This is a genomic window from Pseudomonas sp. C27(2019) (genome assembly GCF_008807395.1).
Taxonomy (GTDB): domain Bacteria; phylum Pseudomonadota; class Gammaproteobacteria; order Pseudomonadales; family Pseudomonadaceae; genus Denitrificimonas.
In genome coordinates this window covers 3,120,337-3,137,372 of sequence record NZ_CP043320.1, presented here as the reverse complement: position 1 = coordinate 3,137,372, position 17,036 = coordinate 3,120,337, and the positions used below count along the sequence as shown (strand labels likewise).

20 protein-coding genes are annotated in these 17,036 nt (G+C 49.1%); 1 reads left to right on the top strand and 19 read right to left on the bottom strand.

From position 1 onward, the window contains the following. From FXF61_RS14465 to FXF61_RS14370, 19 genes are all read right to left on the bottom strand, one after another. The gene (locus FXF61_RS14465; protein ID WP_151185911.1) at positions 1–1,503 is read right to left on the bottom strand and encodes a DUF3375 domain-containing protein; all 1,503 of its coding nucleotides are present in this window, start codon (positions 1,501–1,503) and stop codon (positions 1–3) included. Positions 1,504–2,003: 500 nt separating this feature from the next. After that, positions 2,004–2,801 (bottom strand): PhzF family phenazine biosynthesis protein, encoded by a 798-nt coding sequence (locus tag FXF61_RS14460; protein ID WP_151185910.1) that lies wholly within the window; start codon positions 2,799–2,801, stop codon positions 2,004–2,006. Between the two features lie 96 nt (positions 2,802–2,897). Beyond that, on the bottom strand, positions 2,898–3,200 hold the full coding sequence (locus FXF61_RS14455; RefSeq protein WP_151185909.1) for a type II toxin-antitoxin system RelE/ParE family toxin: 303 nt from the start codon (positions 3,198–3,200) through the stop codon (positions 2,898–2,900). Continuing rightward, complete coding sequence (locus FXF61_RS14450; protein WP_151185908.1) at positions 3,188–3,445, bottom strand: type II toxin-antitoxin system Phd/YefM family antitoxin; 258 nt, start codon at positions 3,443–3,445, stop codon at positions 3,188–3,190. The genes FXF61_RS14455 and FXF61_RS14450 overlap by 13 nt, the downstream gene beginning before the upstream one ends. Before the next feature lie 76 nt (positions 3,446–3,521). Then, a complete protein-coding gene (gene brnA / locus FXF61_RS14445; RefSeq protein WP_151185907.1) occupies positions 3,522–3,791 on the bottom strand; it encodes a type II toxin-antitoxin system BrnA family antitoxin in 270 nt (89 codons plus the stop codon). Next, positions 3,781–4,044 (bottom strand): BrnT family toxin, encoded by a 264-nt coding sequence (locus FXF61_RS14440; protein WP_151185906.1) that lies wholly within the window; start codon positions 4,042–4,044, stop codon positions 3,781–3,783. Before FXF61_RS14440 ends, brnA begins: the two co-directional genes overlap by 11 nt. 71 nt (positions 4,045–4,115) lie before the next feature. Then, entirely contained in the window at positions 4,116–4,616 is a 501-nt protein-coding gene (locus FXF61_RS14435; protein ID WP_151185905.1) for a GNAT family N-acetyltransferase, read from the bottom strand. Positions 4,617–4,695: 79 nt separating this feature from the next. After that, positions 4,696–4,995, bottom strand: coding sequence for a DNA-binding transcriptional regulator (locus tag FXF61_RS14430; protein ID WP_151185904.1), 300 nt, complete (start codon positions 4,993–4,995; stop codon positions 4,696–4,698). Next, complete coding sequence (locus tag FXF61_RS14425; RefSeq protein ID WP_151185903.1) at positions 4,988–5,302, bottom strand: transcriptional regulator; 315 nt, start codon at positions 5,300–5,302, stop codon at positions 4,988–4,990. Before FXF61_RS14425 ends, FXF61_RS14430 begins: the two co-directional genes overlap by 8 nt. Before the next feature lie 121 nt (positions 5,303–5,423). Then, complete coding sequence (locus tag FXF61_RS14420) at positions 5,424–5,717, bottom strand: type II toxin-antitoxin system RelE/ParE family toxin (RefSeq protein ID WP_151185902.1); 294 nt, start codon at positions 5,715–5,717, stop codon at positions 5,424–5,426. After that, positions 5,718–5,987 (bottom strand): type II toxin-antitoxin system Phd/YefM family antitoxin, encoded by a 270-nt coding sequence (locus FXF61_RS14415; protein WP_151185901.1) that lies wholly within the window; start codon positions 5,985–5,987, stop codon positions 5,718–5,720. It abuts the gene before it with no gap. Between the two features lie 610 nt (positions 5,988–6,597). Further along, a complete protein-coding gene (gene bfr, locus FXF61_RS14405) occupies positions 6,598–7,062 on the bottom strand; it encodes a bacterioferritin (RefSeq protein WP_151185900.1) in 465 nt (154 codons plus the stop codon). A gap of 91 nt (positions 7,063–7,153) precedes the next feature. Beyond that, positions 7,154–8,275, bottom strand: a complete 1,122-nt coding sequence (gene fic / locus FXF61_RS14400; RefSeq protein WP_151185899.1) for a protein adenylyltransferase Fic — start codon at positions 8,273–8,275, stop codon at positions 7,154–7,156. Positions 8,276–8,647: 372 nt separating this feature from the next. Then, complete coding sequence (fba, locus tag FXF61_RS14395) at positions 8,648–9,712, bottom strand: class II fructose-bisphosphate aldolase (RefSeq protein ID WP_151185898.1); 1,065 nt, start codon at positions 9,710–9,712, stop codon at positions 8,648–8,650. A gap of 87 nt (positions 9,713–9,799) precedes the next feature. Continuing rightward, positions 9,800–10,963 carry a phosphoglycerate kinase gene (locus FXF61_RS14390; RefSeq protein ID WP_151185897.1) on the bottom strand — a complete coding sequence of 388 codons (1,164 nt, stop codon included), beginning with the start codon at positions 10,961–10,963 and terminating at the stop codon, positions 9,800–9,802. Between the two features lie 5 nt (positions 10,964–10,968). Then, positions 10,969–12,030 (bottom strand): erythrose-4-phosphate dehydrogenase, encoded by a 1,062-nt coding sequence (epd, locus tag FXF61_RS14385; protein ID WP_151185896.1) that lies wholly within the window; start codon positions 12,028–12,030, stop codon positions 10,969–10,971. Positions 12,031–12,114: 84 nt separating this feature from the next. Then, entirely contained in the window at positions 12,115–14,115 is a 2,001-nt protein-coding gene (tkt, locus tag FXF61_RS14380; RefSeq protein ID WP_151185895.1) for a transketolase, read from the bottom strand. A 269-nt stretch (positions 14,116–14,384) separates the two neighbouring features. Beyond that, a complete protein-coding gene (gene metK / locus FXF61_RS14375) occupies positions 14,385–15,575 on the bottom strand; it encodes a methionine adenosyltransferase (protein WP_151185894.1) in 1,191 nt (396 codons plus the stop codon). A gap of 10 nt (positions 15,576–15,585) precedes the next feature. Beyond that, positions 15,586–16,590, bottom strand: coding sequence for a metalloregulator ArsR/SmtB family transcription factor (locus FXF61_RS14370; protein ID WP_151185893.1), 1,005 nt, complete (start codon positions 16,588–16,590; stop codon positions 15,586–15,588). A 211-nt stretch (positions 16,591–16,801) separates the two neighbouring features. Here FXF61_RS14370 and FXF61_RS14365 point away from each other — a divergent pair, with 211 nt between their 5' ends. Continuing rightward, on the top strand, positions 16,802–16,996 hold the full coding sequence (locus tag FXF61_RS14365) for a hypothetical protein (RefSeq protein ID WP_306108662.1): 195 nt from the start codon (positions 16,802–16,804) through the stop codon (positions 16,994–16,996). Positions 16,997–17,036: the final 40 nt, after the last annotated feature.

Sequence of the window (17,036 nt, the reverse complement as noted above, 5' to 3'; positions counted from 1 at the left end):
TTATAGGTCCCAGTCTATGTCTGCCAGCGCAGAACTGTCTAATCGAGTCATCGGCAAGCGATACTGCCAGTGGTTACCGTCGGCATCTTCAAACGTCAACAGGTCATGCCCTTCAGCGATTTCAATGCCTGCTTCACGTGCCATCCCAATCCATAAACTAAGGGTTTCTAGATCGTAGGTCATGGGCAAATGGCCAGCGAGCTCCGCTAAGGTCATGGGCCTCTCATGCTGAGCCAATACCTCCAGCGTATCGCGCAGCATTTGCTCACGGTTTAAACCCTCAAACGCTAACCAGAACTCATCATCGAGCTGGGCTAACGACTCATCTGTGGGGGTGAAATCTGGGGTGGTATCAGTGTCATCATCGAGCACTTTATAGCGCAGCCGCTCTGGCACTGGCACATTACCTAGCGCTACGCCTAGTGGTGGTAAAGCCGCAGGTGCACGCCGCAAACTGGCAGCCGACCAGTCCAAGGTGTGAGCACGGGCGATAATATCATTGAGCAGCAAGCCGACCCGATGATGCTCAGCCGCCAGTCCGCTTTTAATAAAGCCACGCACATCCTGTTCGCTACGGGAGCGTGCACGCAACACCATTTGGCTTTCAGCAGACAGTTTTAGCCGCAGCCAGCGCAATTCAAGCATTTGCTGTCTGTTCAACGCATGTTCTGCTGCCGGATGCGTCAAAATATTGCGGATACGTTTAGTCATCAGCTTTAATTCGCTGGACTCGCCCAGCTGTTGCATAAAACTGTCAAACACCCGACCCTCGGCCGTGCTGAGCAGATTTTCTTGTCCGTCTAACAACTGCTCTAAGACATCACCTCGGTGCACGCCCTCAGCCATCATGCTCTGGCGCAGTATGCGATCCGCGGCACGCCACGAGTCTTCTACGCGCCGAAAATCTGCACTAAGTGTACTGGACAAATCATAAACTTCGAGTATCGCCTCCACCGCTGCAGCCTCTGATAAGACCTCAACCTTGCCCGCCTCAACGTCGGCTAACTCTTGCTGTAACAGAGCAATTTGGCTTCGCAAGGCATCGGCCCGATTCACCGGATCAGCATCCAAACCGGTTTCTAGCTTGCGAATTTGCTCTTGCACCACAGACAAACGCGAGGCGGTGGAGGTCATAATGCGATTATCCAACGAGTCAATAAATTGCACTGCTCGATTTAAAGCATCGGTTTCATACAAGCGTTGCCCACGCTCAACCACCAAGCCCCGCTTAATCCATTCACGCAACTCACGACCGGCCTGTTGCTGCGGATTATCCACATCCACTTTAAAATCAGGGTGATTGGCAAACTCCAGTAGCATCTGTGTCAATGCCTGCAACGCATCTTCTTCAGCAATGCCGCCTTCGCGACTTTGATTAGCAAATAGACCCGTTAAACAGCCCAGCATTAAAGGCGCACGTGGCGACACCAGTAAGCGCCAAGCCGGATGCTGCTGACGGGCATCCATATACTGGCTAACACGCTGGCGAATGGGTAAATTCATGATTTAAACTGGCCCCATAGTAGTAGAGCGGATGCAGATCCGCGCCTTCCTCTTTGTGAAAGCGAAGTCTTATCATACAGCCTTGCTTTGTGGAGTTAATCATCAATCCTGTGCGCTGGATGGCTCGGCTCAGTACAGCGCAACATTTTAATCTGCGGAAAACGTTCTAGATAAAAGAGCATTTAGCAAAAACACCGCAAACCCTCGCCCGAAAGGGGGTACAAGACGGGATGCGAAGCGTTTTAATTGTCAGTGTGCTTGAACAGCTTAACTTCTCTCAACAATCGGGCGTGCTGACACTGAGCCTAGAAACACCTTGAGTTGGAAGGAAGCCTCCTGAATGGGTCGCGCGTCTGGAGTGCCGGTCCCAGCTATATCTCTAGGTCGCATAGGGTCTGTATTCAGTACATAACGCCGCCAGCATGCGCGGCTTTGTAGTGAAGGCAAAGCCACAACGAAAAAGACGTCGTCGCGCCTGGCCTTGTTAGAAATTTGTGGCGCTACACTGTGATAGTTCCACTCAAGTACTGAACCGCATTGCCAGAAATAATCACTCTGTCGCCCGACACCAAACAGTTGAGCACACCACCTCGCTTTGAGGCTTGATATGCAATCAGGTCATTTTTATCAAGTTGTTCAGCCCAAAGCGGTGCTAGGCCGGTGTGAATTGAACCTGTGACTGGATCCTCATCGCCGCCATTCGCAGGCCAAAAGTACCTTGACATAAAATCATAATCCTTGGATTCAGACTTGCATGTAACGACAACATCAAGTGGCTTAAGCTGTTTTAAGATCTCGTTATCACGCTGCACAGACAATACGTCAGACTCGGACTCATAAATCACGAAATAGGCCTGCGAGTTACAATAGACGTCCACCGGTGGGATAGAGAGGCCGGCTACCAAGTTATCAGGGATAATTTTGAGCTTTTCAGGCTTGGTGTTTGGAAAGTCCATCTGAATCTTACCTGTTTCAGTTTTCTCGATTAGTAGCTCTCCAACTGCCTTAGCTGAAAATTTAATGCTTGCTAATTGAGGTTTTTTGTTAAACAAGACGAAGGCTGAAGCTAAAGTTGCATGCCCGCAAAAATCGATTTCAGTGAGAGGCGAAAACCATCGAATCTGGTATGTTGATGCATCAGCTAAAACTAAAAAAGCTGTTTCAGAAAGGTTATTTTCTGCCGCTATGGATTGCATTAAATCGTCGGATAGCCATTCACTCGTAACGATTACTGCTGCTGGGTTCCCGCCAAAAACAGAGTCTGTAAAAGCATCTACCACTGTAATTTCAAGTTCCATACGACTTCCCTAGTTCTAGTGATTTCTAACGCCGAAGCACACCGGTGACTTTTACGCAGCGAAGCGGAGACAAAGGCATCCGCGTGCCGTGTCTGGTTAGCTGCTCTCCAGCATGTAAGCGCGAAGCTGCCGCTCCTCTCGCATGACATATAGGATAAGAACCCGCTTATCATCTTCTCGATAAAAAATGCGACACGGAGGCACTACTACTTCCCTGTATACGGAATTGGGCAGTTCTGGAGGAACCCGTCCAGATTGGGGAAAATTCTCCAGACGCTCAACTTTATCAAACACTTTTTCGACCAAATGGCTGGCCGCTTCAGGATTATCCAACGCAACATACTCCGCGAGAGCATCCAGTTCCTGAAGGGCTGGCTCCGTCCAGATTATTTCAGCCATTTACTCATTTTCTCCCTAGCCTCACTTTGACTGTACGTTCTTCCCTCAAGTACAGCGCGCTCTCCCCGTGAGAGCCCCTCAAGCAGCTCAAGCCGACGCTGCATAAACTCGTAATCCTGCACATTAACGAGATAAGCGGATGGCTGACCATGTTCAGTGATCAGTACCGGTTCTTTGGACAAACGCAGATCTGCCAAGATTTTTGTGGCTTGGCGCTTAAGGTTTGTAACAAGCTCAACTTTCATGGACGCACCCTGATCAAGACTAACAGTGACACTATAGTATCACTATACGGGTAAGGCAATCACAGCTAACGCTCCGCTAATGTGCGCCGCCTACGGCGTCATCATTGAGCGGCTTGTTAGCAGTTTCTGCTTGAAGACGCTCAACCAGCCAGACTTTGATGATTGATTGGCGGGTAACACCAATGCGCGCAGCCTCACGATCCAATGATTCTACGACCCAAGCGGGAAAGTCCACGTTGATTCGTTTTTGTTTGAGATTAGTACGACGGGCGGTGGACAAATCAAGGTCTTCAATAATATCTTCTTGACCTTCGTCGAATTTTTTGTCGAAGTCTTTAGCTTTCATAGAACTCAACCTCCTTCTTACGAGAACGCCTGACTGAAATCAGACGAATACGACCTTCCCTGTACGTGACGACAGCCGACCAGTGCTTTTCACCAACCTTGCCTATCAATGCAAACCTTGGCTCATCCTCTGATTTTGCTCTAATTTCCAGCAAATGCGGATCTTTCCATAGCTCTTGAGCCGCCACGAAATCAATACCGTGCTTATCCAGATTTGCCTGACTTTTGGCTTCGTCGAATTCAAATTCTTCCATGAGTATAAATTACCCCCTTTTTACTCAGCCTACAAGATACGGAAGGAGTAGTGCAACTGCTAACGCCGCATTCAGCGGCTTATCCGCTGCAATTTCTTGTTATAAAGCTCTAAATCAAGCCCGAGAAATTGAGTACTGGGAACTGGATTATTCGTCACTGGCGGATGACTAACGAACCCGTAAGACTTATATAAATTTAAAGCTGCTTTGAACTCAGGTAAGACATCAAGGCATATTTTTTTATAGCCACTCTCTATTGCTTCTTCCAATATGATATCAACCAGCGTCGCTCCCAGCTTACTTCCACGAGCGGCTGGACGAACATATACCCGCTTCATTTCACAGGTGTGATTGTCTACTTTTCGGAATGCCGCACAGCCAACAGGCGTTTCATTGGTTTTCGCTAAAAAAATCTTAGATTCATCGGAACTATAATTATCTGATAAGCATTTAAACTCTTCATCGTTACCTTGAAATCCAAGGTCAACTGATGTGCTGCCGATATACTCTCGATATAAATCAAGGACATCATCTAAGTCAGCAGGAAATATTGCTCGCTCTACTTTATACAAATCGACCTCCTAGATTTATAACGCCCGGCTTTGCGGCGTGCCGGAGCACAGCGTAGGCGCGTCCGACAACAGCCGCTTGTTAACCCCGTAGTTCGAGGCCTTCCCGGATGACCTCAGGATGGCGGGAAGCAATCTCGATGAGTGCTTTTGCTGGGCCAGAGGGTTCACGACGACCTTGCTCCCATTCCTGTAGCGTACGCGCAGAAATATGCAGCACTTCAGCAAACTCTATCTGCGTCAGGCCTGTTTTACCCCGTGCCTTTGCTACTTCATTGGGTTCCACACGGCTGGTTCGGGCGGCTTTGCCTGCTTTCATTTCTTTGACGGACTGAAGTAGCTTGTTGCCAAGCTCCTCACCACTCAGAATTTCATTACTCATTTTCCAATACCTCACGGATCGACTTCAGGATATGAGCGGGTATGTTGCCCCTGACGGCTTTTTTGTAGATCACTAACAACCAGATCTCACCATTTGCCAACTTGGTGAAGTAAATAACTCGCACTCCACCACGCTTCCCTGAACCCGCTACCGACCAACGAACCTTTCTACACCCGCCACTACCTGGGATGGGGTCGCCAATTTCCGGACTTGCTGCAAGCCAGGCAAAAAAAGCGCTTCGCTCTTCCTCAGTCCAGATTTTTTTGGCATCCGCCTCAAATGTAGGAGTTTCGATGATGGTAAACATGCCAACCAATATACGTCATTGACGGACTTTTGCAAGATTGCTGGGGAGATGGGTTAACGCTCGGCTTTGCGGCGTGCCGGAGCGAAGCGTAGGCGCGTCCGACAACAGCCATTTGTTATATTTAGCTTTCGGGCAACTCAAGCTGCCTCTCACTTCGCCAGACTCGAATGAGTACAACCTCGATTTCTTGTCTCAGGTAAACAACTCGAAAAGGCGCATGGATTATCTCTCGGATATGGCTCGAACCAAACTCAGGAACAATTCGGCCGGCATCAGGGTGAGGCACCAGTATTTCGGCATGCTCCAGAATAGCAACGACATATTCATCACCGATATGCGCCACACCCTCCTCAATATAGTGCGCTTGAATATCTTGCAAATCCTCAAGAGCAGACTGTGCGATACGTAGTTCCATTTAACCAATACCCAGTGCTTTCTTTGCCTCAGTCAGAGAAACAGTGTTGCCCTCGCGCACATCCATAAGACCTTGCGCCACAGCCTTAACAAACCGAAGTTCCTCGGCAGTTCTCTCGAATTCCTCAAGCCCTTGAACCACAGCTACGCCACGACCTCGGCTTGTAAGCAAGATTGGGCGATGTGTATCCTGAGCTCGGTTGACCACTTTTCCAGGGTTAATCTTTAGGTCCGAGAGAGGGACGACGTCTTCTGAAAACTTGACTTGCATGATGCATACTCCAAAACGGAACAGGCATTATTAATAGCACCGGTTAACAGGTGCGGTCAAGAAAATATAACGCTATATTAGTAAGCATGCGCGTTTCGCCGCTAAGTCTACTTAGTTGATTTAACAGTAAGACATTGTTTATACGCAGCTTTTCCGTCCTTAGCAAGATAGCTGCTTGCAGCAATTCGTGCTTGCTCACATCTTTCTAAGTGAGTGCATATTAACCACCTCTGCAAAAGCGCTAACCCTTTATATTTATTGGCTCAAGCTCAGTGCTAAGGGCATTAAGTGTGCATTAATCAGTGAGAATCTGTGCACATTACTTTCTAACAGCTACAGTGAGGCACAGGAAGTTGGTTTTGATAAAGGAGTATCAAAATGTCTAGCAGCCCTTTTCTTAATGCTATTAGCCAAGCAATGCGGCAAAAAGGCTATGCGTTAAAAACTGAAAAACCTATCTGCTCTGGATTAAGCGCTTCATCTTGTTTAAAGGCGAACAGCATCCACAAAAGATGCTTTTATTTTATGCGTCCCATAAACAAAAAAACTGAGCGCACACACAAGGCATGGCTCAGTTCAATATCAATTGTTTGCTGTTAAGCGCGCGTATTTAAATCTGCGACTGCAGGTAGTTTTCTAAACCCAGCATCTCGATCAAGCGCAATTGCTTTTCTAGCCAATAGGCATGATCTTCTTCGGTGTCGCGCAGTTGTAATAACAGCATATCGCGCGACACATAATCACCATGTTTCTCACACAGTGCCATGGCATCGACAAGGTTTTTCTGCACGCTGTATTCCAGAGCTAAATCTTTACGCAGCATCTCAGTGACAGTTGTGCCTGGGTCAATCTCATCGGGGCGCATATCTGGTGTGCCTTCCAGAAACAGAATGCGACGCAAAATATCATCGGCGTGCTGGGTTTCTTCTTCCATCTCATGATTGATGCGGGTGAACAGCTGCGTCAGGCCAAAATCTTCGTAATAGCGCGAATGGAGAAAGTACTGATCACGTGCTGCGAGCTCTCCGCGTAGCAGCTTTATTAAGCACTCAACAACTTCTGGGTGACCTTGCATAGCAACCTCCACTAATAATCAATGCAGTCATCATAAAACAGCGTGGGATGAAATGCAGGGTTTTGTCCTTATACAGTCTTTAACATTGGTTTTATGTTGAAGACATAAGCGCATAGGGCTGAACTTGATTGCTATCTTGAGACATCAATCGCATGAGTTTCGTATGCACAAAGAGTTTTTCTTTACCTGTTGTCACTTCAGTAACAACGCCGATATCGGCCAACTGCTTTAAATAGCTCGATGCAGTTTGTCTTTGTACGATATTTTTATCAGTCAAGTTAGCAATACGGCAATACGGCTGCTCAAACAATACCTGCACCAACTCATGACTATAAATTTTTGGTAATTGGTCCTTAATGTACGCCGTGGTGTTTTCCATCAACTCACGCACTGCTACTATTTTTTGATGTGTCCAGCGTGAGGTTTCCTCAACACCTTTGAGCACATATAGAATCCATTCCTCCCAATTACCCTGCCCTGTGACCTCGTTGAGCAAGCGATAGTAATCTGCTTTGTTTTGTACGATATAACGACTCAAATACAAGATTGGCAAGGTCAACAATTCTCTATCAATCAGATAAAGCACATTGAGAATACGCCCTGTCCGGCCGTTGCCATCAAAAAATGGGTGAATCGCTTCAAACTGGTAATGACTGATGGCCATCTTAATCAAGGGATCAAGATCATCTTCAGCATGAATAAACTGTTCCCAATTACTCAATAAGTCGCGGATAACGGCTTCACCAATAGGTGGCGTATAAATCGTTTCTCCTGTGGCTTGATTACCAATAGTAGTACCTGGAATACGGCGGATATCCATCGGCGAGCCTTTTAATGCGCTACATACTTCAATCGCTGTATTCGTACACAATGGCCGCCGACGCAGATCAACAAAACCCTCTCGTAATGCAGTTCGATAGCGCAAAGCCTCTTTGGTCGCTGGGTCAGCATTGTGTTCATCATCTGAAAACTGAAACAGCTTATCTGTCGTAGTCACAATATTTTCAATTTCAGAGCTGTCTTTTGCTTCCAATAAAGGGAGTAAATTAATCAGCAATCCTTGATTAGGTAGCAACTCACCCGCCTGCTTCAACTCAGCCAATGCAGCACGCGCCTTAATACAGGCTTTTAAAATTGCGACAGTTTCAATCTGTTCACTCTCTGGTGGTAACAGTGGGAGCTGGTTATAAGGCGTATCGGTGCACCAATTCATGGGTTAAATCCTAATCAAAGCGAGTAATTGACCAAGCAGGTATTATGTCGATAAAACACAATAATTTCGACATGAGAATTAGATGTGTCGATGAAAGGGCATTATTTCGACATATAAAATTGATATGTACACCGCATCGACACATGCCATTTATATGTCGATGAAACGGCATAATTTCGACATGAGATATCTATATGTCGATAAAACACAATAATTTCGACATATAAAGCTGATATGTCGACGCCATCGACATACAAAACACCCACTACACAGCCAAATGGCACGAGGTGAAAATCTGCAGACAATAAAAAACCCGCCTGTTCTTATATAAATCTATATAAAATCAGGCGGGTTTTGTTTAGCGCAATGTGCTTACTTTATATTTGCATACAGCTCGCCGCTGGCGTAGCGCAGGTACATTGCTTCTAAGGACACCGGCTTAATTTTTGAAGCCTGACCAGCCGCACCAAAGGCTTCGTAGCGGTCGATACAAATATCACGCATCGCCACTACGGTTTCAGAAAAGAACTTACGTGGGTCAAATTCGCTTGGGTTAAGCGCCATATGACGACGCATCGCACCGGTTGAAGCCAAACGCAGGTCAGTATCGATGTTGACCTTGCGCACGCCGTGCTTAATGCCTTCCACGATTTCTGCAACAGGTACGCCGTAGGTTTCTTTAATGTCACCGCCGTACTGGTTGATAATCTCTAGCCACTCTTGCGGTACTGAGCTTGAGCCGTGCATCACCAGGTGGGTGTTTGGAATGCGCTTGTGAATTTCTTTAATGCGCTCGATGGCTAAGGTATCGCCAGTGGGTGGCTTAGTGAATTTGTACGCACCATGGCTGGTACCGATGGCGATGGCCAAGGCATCCACTTTGGTCTGACGAACAAAATCAGCAGCCTCTTCTGGATCGGTGAGCATTTGCTCCATATCCAACACGCCTTCTGCGCCGATGCCGTCTTCTTCACCGGCCATACCGGTTTCTAAGCTACCTAAGCAGCCCAGCTCACCTTCCACCGACACACCACAGGCATGCGCCATTTCAACTGTGCGACGGGTCACGTCAACGTTGTACGCGTAGTCCATCGGTGTTTTACCGTCTTCACCCAGTGAGCCGTCCATCATCACTGATGAGAAGCCCAGCTGAATGGAGCGCTGACAGACACCTGGGCTGGTGCCGTGGTCTTGGTGCATGCACACTGGAATATGTGGAAACTCTTCAATCGCCGCTAAAATCAAGTGACGCAAAAACGGCGCACCTGCATATTTACGTGCGCCAGCTGACGCTTGCACAATCACGGGAGAATCGGTTTTATCCGCGGCTTCCATAATGGCGCGCATTTGTTCTAGGTTATTGACGTTAAACGCTGGTACGCCGTAGCCAAACTCGGCAGCGTGATCAAGCATTTGACGCATGCTAATAAGAGCCATAATTTTTCCCCGCAAGGTTCATTAAAATCTATCCGACCCACTGTATGTGAGCCGGTTACTGTCAGTCAACGCGCACAATAAACCTGCTTAGGCTTTGGCGCGCTCTTCTAAAATAGCAACGGCGGGTAAGACTTTGCCTTCAACAAATTCAAGGAAGGCACCGCCGCCGGTGGAGATATAGGAAATATTATCAGCCACATTGTACTTATCAATGGCTGCCAGCGTATCACCACCACCAGCAATTGAGAATGCTTCGCTATCAGCAATCGCTTGCGCCAGCACCTTAGTGCCATTGGCAAACTGATCAAACTCAAACACGCCAACTGGGCCATTCCAGAGGATGGTTTTTGAGTTTTTCAATAGCTCGGCAAACTGCTGAGCGGTTTCTGGGCCGATATCCAAAATCATATCGTCTTCAGCCACATCAGCAACGGCTTTCACTGTGGCTTCGGCATCAGCAGCAAAGGCCTTGGCAACCACCACATCAACCGGCAGTGGCACGCTGACTTTGGCGGCAATGGCTTTGGCCGTATCCAGCAGGTCAGCTTCATACAGCGACTTGCCCACCGGGAAACCTGCAGCAGCCAAGAAGGTATTGGCAATGCCACCACCGACAATCAGCTGATCGCACAGATCAGCAAGGCTGGTCAGCACGTCCAATTTGGTCGACACTTTTGAGCCAGCCACAATTGCCGCCATCGGCTTGTCGGGTGCACGCAGTGCTTTACCCAGCGCTGCTAATTCAGCAGATAACAACGGGCCAGCACAAGCAGTTTTTGCAAACTTAGCCACGCCATGGGTTGAGCCTTGTGCGCGGTGTGCAGTACCAAAGGCATCCATCACAAACACATCGCAGAGTGCGGCGTATTGCTGGGCTAAGGTATCGCTATTTTTCTTTTCGCCGCTGTTAAAGCGCACGTTTTCCAGCAGTACAATCTGGCCTGGGGCTACATCAACACCGTTCAGGTAGTCACGCACTAAGGGCACATCGCGATCCAGTGCTGTACTGAGATAGGCGGCAACCGGAGCTAGGCTGTTCTCTTCACTGAACTGGCCTTCTTCGGGTCGTCCTAGGTGTGAACAGATCATTACTGCTGCACCTTTTTCTAGGGCTAAACGAATGGTCGGTAAAGCCGCCACAATCCGTGCATCACTGTGCACAACACCGTTTTTTACTGGCACGTTAAGATCTTCACGAATCAACACGCGTTGGTTGGTAAGATCAAGGTCTGTCATATTTAACACTGTCATGGAGTTCAGTCCTTTACTGAGCGGTTAGTGGTACAGGCAACATTTAAAAAGTGGTCGGCAACATCCAGCATACGGTTAGCAAAGCCCCATTCGTTATCGAACCAAGCGACAACGTTGAGCATGCGTGGGCCACTCATGCGCGTTTGGCTGCCATCAAAAATGGCCGAATGCGGATCGTGGTTAAAGTCGCAACTGGCGTGCGGTAATTCAGTGTAGTTGAGCAAACCGTGCAGCGCACCTTGCGCAGCGGCGTGCTGAAACAAGTGGTTGACTTCTTCAGTGCTGGTGTCGCGCTGAGTCTGCACGGTGATATCTAAGCAGGAGACGTTGACCGTAGGGACGCGCATGGCTTTGGCTTGAATCTTACCATTGAGCTCAGGTAATAAGCGCTCAATACCGCGCGCCAGTCCTGTGGAAACCGGCACCACCGATTGAAACGCCGAACGGGTGCGGCGCAAATCTTTATGGTGATAGGCATCAATCACCGGCTGATCATTCATGGCCGAGTGAATGGTAGTAATAAAGGCATGCTCAATACCCACACTGTGTTCCAGCAATTGCAATAACGGCACGCCGCAATTGGTGGTGCAGGAAGCATTCGAAACGATCTGCTCTGCGCCTGTTAACGCCGTGTGATTGACCCCAAAGACAATGGTTGCATCCACATCATCGGCGCTTTCCATCGGCTGGGAGAACAACACCCGTGGCACGCCAGCATCAATAAAACGCTGGGCATCAGCACGGGTGGCGTATTGCCCTGAACATTCGAGCAGCAGATCAATATCCAATGCAGCCCAATCAACATCTTCGGGCTCACTGGCGCACAGCACTTGCACGCAGACACCATTAATGTGCAGGCAATCACCGTCCACTCGCACTTCACCGGGGAAGCGCCCGTGGGTGGAATCAAAACGGGTTAGGTATTCAATACTGGCTTGGTCGGCAATGTCATTGAGCGCGATGATTTCAAAGTTGGCGCGATCTTGGCGCTCACTTAATGCACGCAACACGCAACGACCGATACGGCCGTAACCATTAAGTGCAACTCGAAATGGGCGTGCAGACATGACAATCCTTGACCAAAAGTATTACAGAAATAAACCGCGTACAGCACAGGGCTCTACGCGGTTGAACAATGAAACAGACCGCACTTACTCGTCGTCGAGCAATTCTGCAGCAACGTTGAGTACATCATTTAGCGTGAAGCCAAACATCTCAAATAATTGATTGGCTGGCGCCGACTCACCATAGGTGGTCATACCAATTACACGGCCATCTAAACCAACGTATTTATACCAGTAGTCGGCATGCGCAGCTTCAATGGCAATGCGCGCGCCCACTTCAATCGGTAAGACGGCTTGCTTGTACTCGGCATCTTGCGCATCGAAGACGCTGGTGCATGGCATGGACACCACACGTACTTTACGACCTTGCTCAGTCAAGACGTTATACGCCTGTACCGCCAAGCCCACTTCTGAACCGGTGGAGATCAAGATCAACTCAGGCTCACCTGCGCAGTCTTTGAGGATATAACCACCACGCTCGATATCAGCAATTTGTGCTGCGCTGCGCTCTTGGTGATCCAGGTTTTGGCGGCTGAAGATCAGCGCGCTTGGGCCATTTTTACGCTCAAGTGCGCACTTCCACGACACCGCAGATTCCACCGCATCACAGGGACGCCAAGTATCCAGGTTTGGCGTGGTGCGCAGGCTAGTGAGCTGTTCAATTGGCTGGTGGGTTGGACCGTCTTCACCCAAACCAATGGAGTCATGGGTAAACACATAGAGCACGCGCTGCTTCATCAATGCGGACATACGAACAGCGTTACGTGCGTACTCCATAAACATCAAGAAGGTTGCGCCGTAAGGAATCAAACCACCGTGTAGCGCTACACCATTCATAATGGCGCTCATACCAAACTCGCGCACACCATAGAACACGTAGTTGCCTGATGCATCCACTTCAGAGACGCCTTTACAACCGTCCCACAGGGTCAGGTTAGAACCGGCTAAGTCGGCAGAACCACCGAGCAATTCAGGCAGCAGTGGGCCATAGGCATTTAAGCTGTTTTGACTGGCTTTACGGCTGGCAATGCTTTCGCCTTTGGCAGCGACTTGGGCAATGTACTGCGCTGCTTTTTCCGCGAAGTCAGCCGGTAAGTCACCCGCCATACGGCGCTCAAACTCAGCAGCTAATTCCGGGAATTCAGCTGCATAGGCGGCAAAACGGGCATCCCAGTCAGCTTCTGCTGTAGCACCGGCTGCGTCGGCATTCCACTGCGCATAGATATCAGCAGGCACTTCAAACGGACCATGTGACCAATTCAACTCAGCGCGAGTTAAAGCGATTTCTTCAGCGCCTAGCGGTGCGCCATGGCTGGTTTCTTTACCGCCACGGTTCGGCGAGCCAAAACCAATCACAGTTTTGCAGCAAATCAGGGTAGGTTTGTCGCTTTCACGTGCAGCTTCAATGGCGACTGAAATTTCGTCAGCATCATGGCCGTCAACGTTGCGAATCACATGCCAGCCATAGGCTTCAAAGCGGCGCGGGGTGTCATCACTGAACCAACCCTGCACTTGACCATCAATGGAGATCCCATTGTCATCATAGAACGCAGTCAGTTTGTTCAAGCCCAAGGTACCAGCTAATGAGCATACTTCATGGGAAATACCTTCCATCAAGCAGCCATCACCCAAAAACACATAAGTTTGGTGATCAACGATGTCATGTTGTGGGCGGTTAAACTGCGCCGCCATAACTTTTTCCGCTAAGGCAAACCCTACCGCATTGGCTAAACCTTGGCCTAATGGGCCTGTGGTGGTTTCCACACCTGCGGTGTAGCCGTACTCTGGGTGGCCTGGGGTGCGGCTGTGTAATTGACGGAAGTTTTTCAAATCATCCAAGCTAACGTCATAACCGGTTAAATGCAGCAACGAATACAGCAGCATTGAACCGTGGCCGTTGGACAGCACAAAGCGGTCACGATCGATCCATTGTGGGTTTTTTGGGTTGTGCTTCAGATGATCACGCCACAGGACTTCGGCGATATCCGCCATGCCCATCGGGGCTCCCGGGTGGCCACTGTTGGCTTTTTGCACAGCATCCATGCTGAGGGCGCGAATGGCATTGGCTCGCTCACGACGGCTGGGCATTACTGAATCTCCTGACGCTAAAATTAAAATAAAGGCGGCTATTTTCGCCCACCTGAGCACAGGGGGCAATCTTTACGGCAAATGTAAAACGCTATGATAGCGGATAACCACGAATAATGCGGTATTTGTGACAGCGCTCAGTTGCGCGAAAGACAGAGAATTTCAAGCTTTAAACAGATTTGCCTAATGGCGCAAATTATTTTGCAACACACCTACTGATAGCGGACAACAGTCTCACGTTCGAGCGCAAGACTGTTGTTGCAAGTGACTTACAAACCGGCAGAGGCGCGTAAGGCCTCCACGCGATCAGTTTTTTCCCAGCTGAACGCTGTAAAGGTGTCATCACCCACGGTCATTTCATACGGCGTACGGCCGAAGTGACCATAGGTCGCAGTGGCTTGATACATCGGGTGCAGCAAGTCGAGCATAGTGGTGATTGCATAAGGACGTAAATCAAAGGTATCACGCACCAGCTTGATGATTTTCTCATCGCTGATTTTGCCGGTACCAAAGGTATTTATAGAAATCGACGTCGGCTCAGCAACACCAATGGCATACGACACTTGAATTTCACAACGATCAGCCAAACCAGCTGCCACGATATTTTTCGCCACATAACGGCCAGCATAGGCAGCGCTGCGGTCAACCTTGGATGGATCTTTACCTGAAAAGGCACCACCACCGTGACGCGCCATACCGCCGTAGGTATCTACGATAATTTTACGACCGGTTAAGCCGCAGTCACCCACCGGCCCACCGATAACAAATTTACCGGTCGGGTTGATGTGGTACTGGGTGTCTTTGTGCAGCAGTTCAGCTGGCAAGGTGTGCTTAACAATCAGCTCCATCGTCGCTTCACGTAAATCGGCTAAGGAGATATCTGGGTTGTGCTGTGTGGACAACACTACCGCATCAATGCCCGCGACTTTACCGTTTTCATAACGGCAGGTAACTTGGCTTTTGGCATCTGGACGCAACCAAGGCAACAAGCCACTTTTACGTGCTTCGGCTTGACGCTCCATTAAGCGGTGGGCAAAAGTAACAGGGGCTGGCATCAATACATCGGTTTCATTGCTGGCATAACCAAACATCAGTCCTTGGTCGCCCGCGCCTTGGTCTTCCGGTTTAGTACGGTCAACGCCTTGGGCGATATCCACTGACTGCTTACCAATAATATTGATAATCCCGCAGGTGCCACCGTCATAGCCAACATCAGAACTGTTGTAGCCAATATCTACAATGACATCGCGCACCAGCTGCTCTAAATCAATCCATGCGCTGGTAGAAATCTCGCCAGCAATAATGGCCACGCCAGTTTTCACCATGGTTTCACAGGCCACACGGGCTTGTTTGTCTTCAGTGATAATGGCATCAAGTACTGCATCAGAAATTTGATCCGCAATCTTATCGGGATGGCCTTCAGATACGGATTCAGAGGTAAAAATCGAGTATTCGCTCATGTCGGTTCCTTTAACTACCGGTGCGTGAGGTGCTTCGTGAATCCGGCTTGGCGAAATGCCGCAGCTGAATTTGAAAGCCGTTTTTTAAACCCAAGTAAAGACTTTCACTGGGTATCAATCCTGCGGCATTGGCCCACTGAGCCAGTTCATCCTGATCAAAACCTAACCATAGATCGCCGCAGGCCTGCTTGGCCCAATCTTGGTCGTGACGGCATAACTCTGTGATCAATAAACTGCCACCCGGCTTGAGCAAACGCGCCAACAGGCACAAGGCATCGGCGGGCGCAGCAAAATGGTGCAAGACCATATTGACCACAACACAATCTGCAGCAGCAACGTCATCATGCAACGCATCTGCCAGCTGCAATTCAACATTTTCTAAACCCTGCTTAACGCAGGTTTGCCGCGCCAGTTCAAGCATTTGCGGACTGTTATCTAAGGCGCGCACCTGCTGAAAACGACTGGACAACTCAGCCAGAAAACCACCATCACCAGGACCAACTTCAATCGCGCTGGCATCAGCAGCAAAGGTCAGTGAATCCAGTAAGGTGAGCAAACTGTCGCGAAACTGCGGCAGACTGGCAATTAAATCTTGGCGACTCTGAAAATCACCAGCCATGCGCTCAAAAAACTCTTGGCTGGCTTCAGCACGTTGCCCATGCACATGCTTAATACGTATCGCCACATCAGCAGGCAGCGGCACATCATCTAAGCTGGTCAATAAGGCATTGTGCAGCAGCTCGTCAGGACTGTGCTGCTGCGGCAAACTGCGACGATAAAAAATCGCATTGCCTTCGCGCCGTGAAGTCACTAAGCCCGCTTGCGCCAACACTTTTAAATGATGACTGACGCCTGACTGCCCCGTCGCAAAAATATGCGCCAGCTCCAGTACACCAAAAGAATCATTGCTCAATGCGCGCAAAATATTCAGACGCAAGGGTTCACCCGCGGCTTTACAAAAAGCGGCTAGGGCATCGGTCGGACTGAAGGTGGGCAATTGCGTGACGGTATTCATAGGCTGCGCAGTTTAGACGCTGACGGTTAAGGCGGCAACACCTATATCAATAAAAGTTGATATAGGATAAAAACCTACTATACATTTGCCATGCGCAGCAGCCTTCAGCACTGGAGTAGCAACTCTTGTCATGGACGCGACGATATTGAACTGTTCATCATTCTGTCACTCAAAGGCGTTATAACGATTGTCACCACATGCACGGAGTTGAATGATGCCCACAATCAGTGAGTTAGCCGAACAGATCAGCCGCCTGTATCCACTTCTAGACACCAAACTTGGCATCCGTTATAGAGTCGTCGACCAGCTTGGCGGCACCACCGAGCTCGAAGCCATCAGTGGCCAGCCTCGCTATGTTGCTACGCGCACGCTGCATGATCAGCGACTGTGGAAACTACAAGCTTAAGCAAAGGCTGAATATTTATCTGCGTTATCAGGGCTAGGCA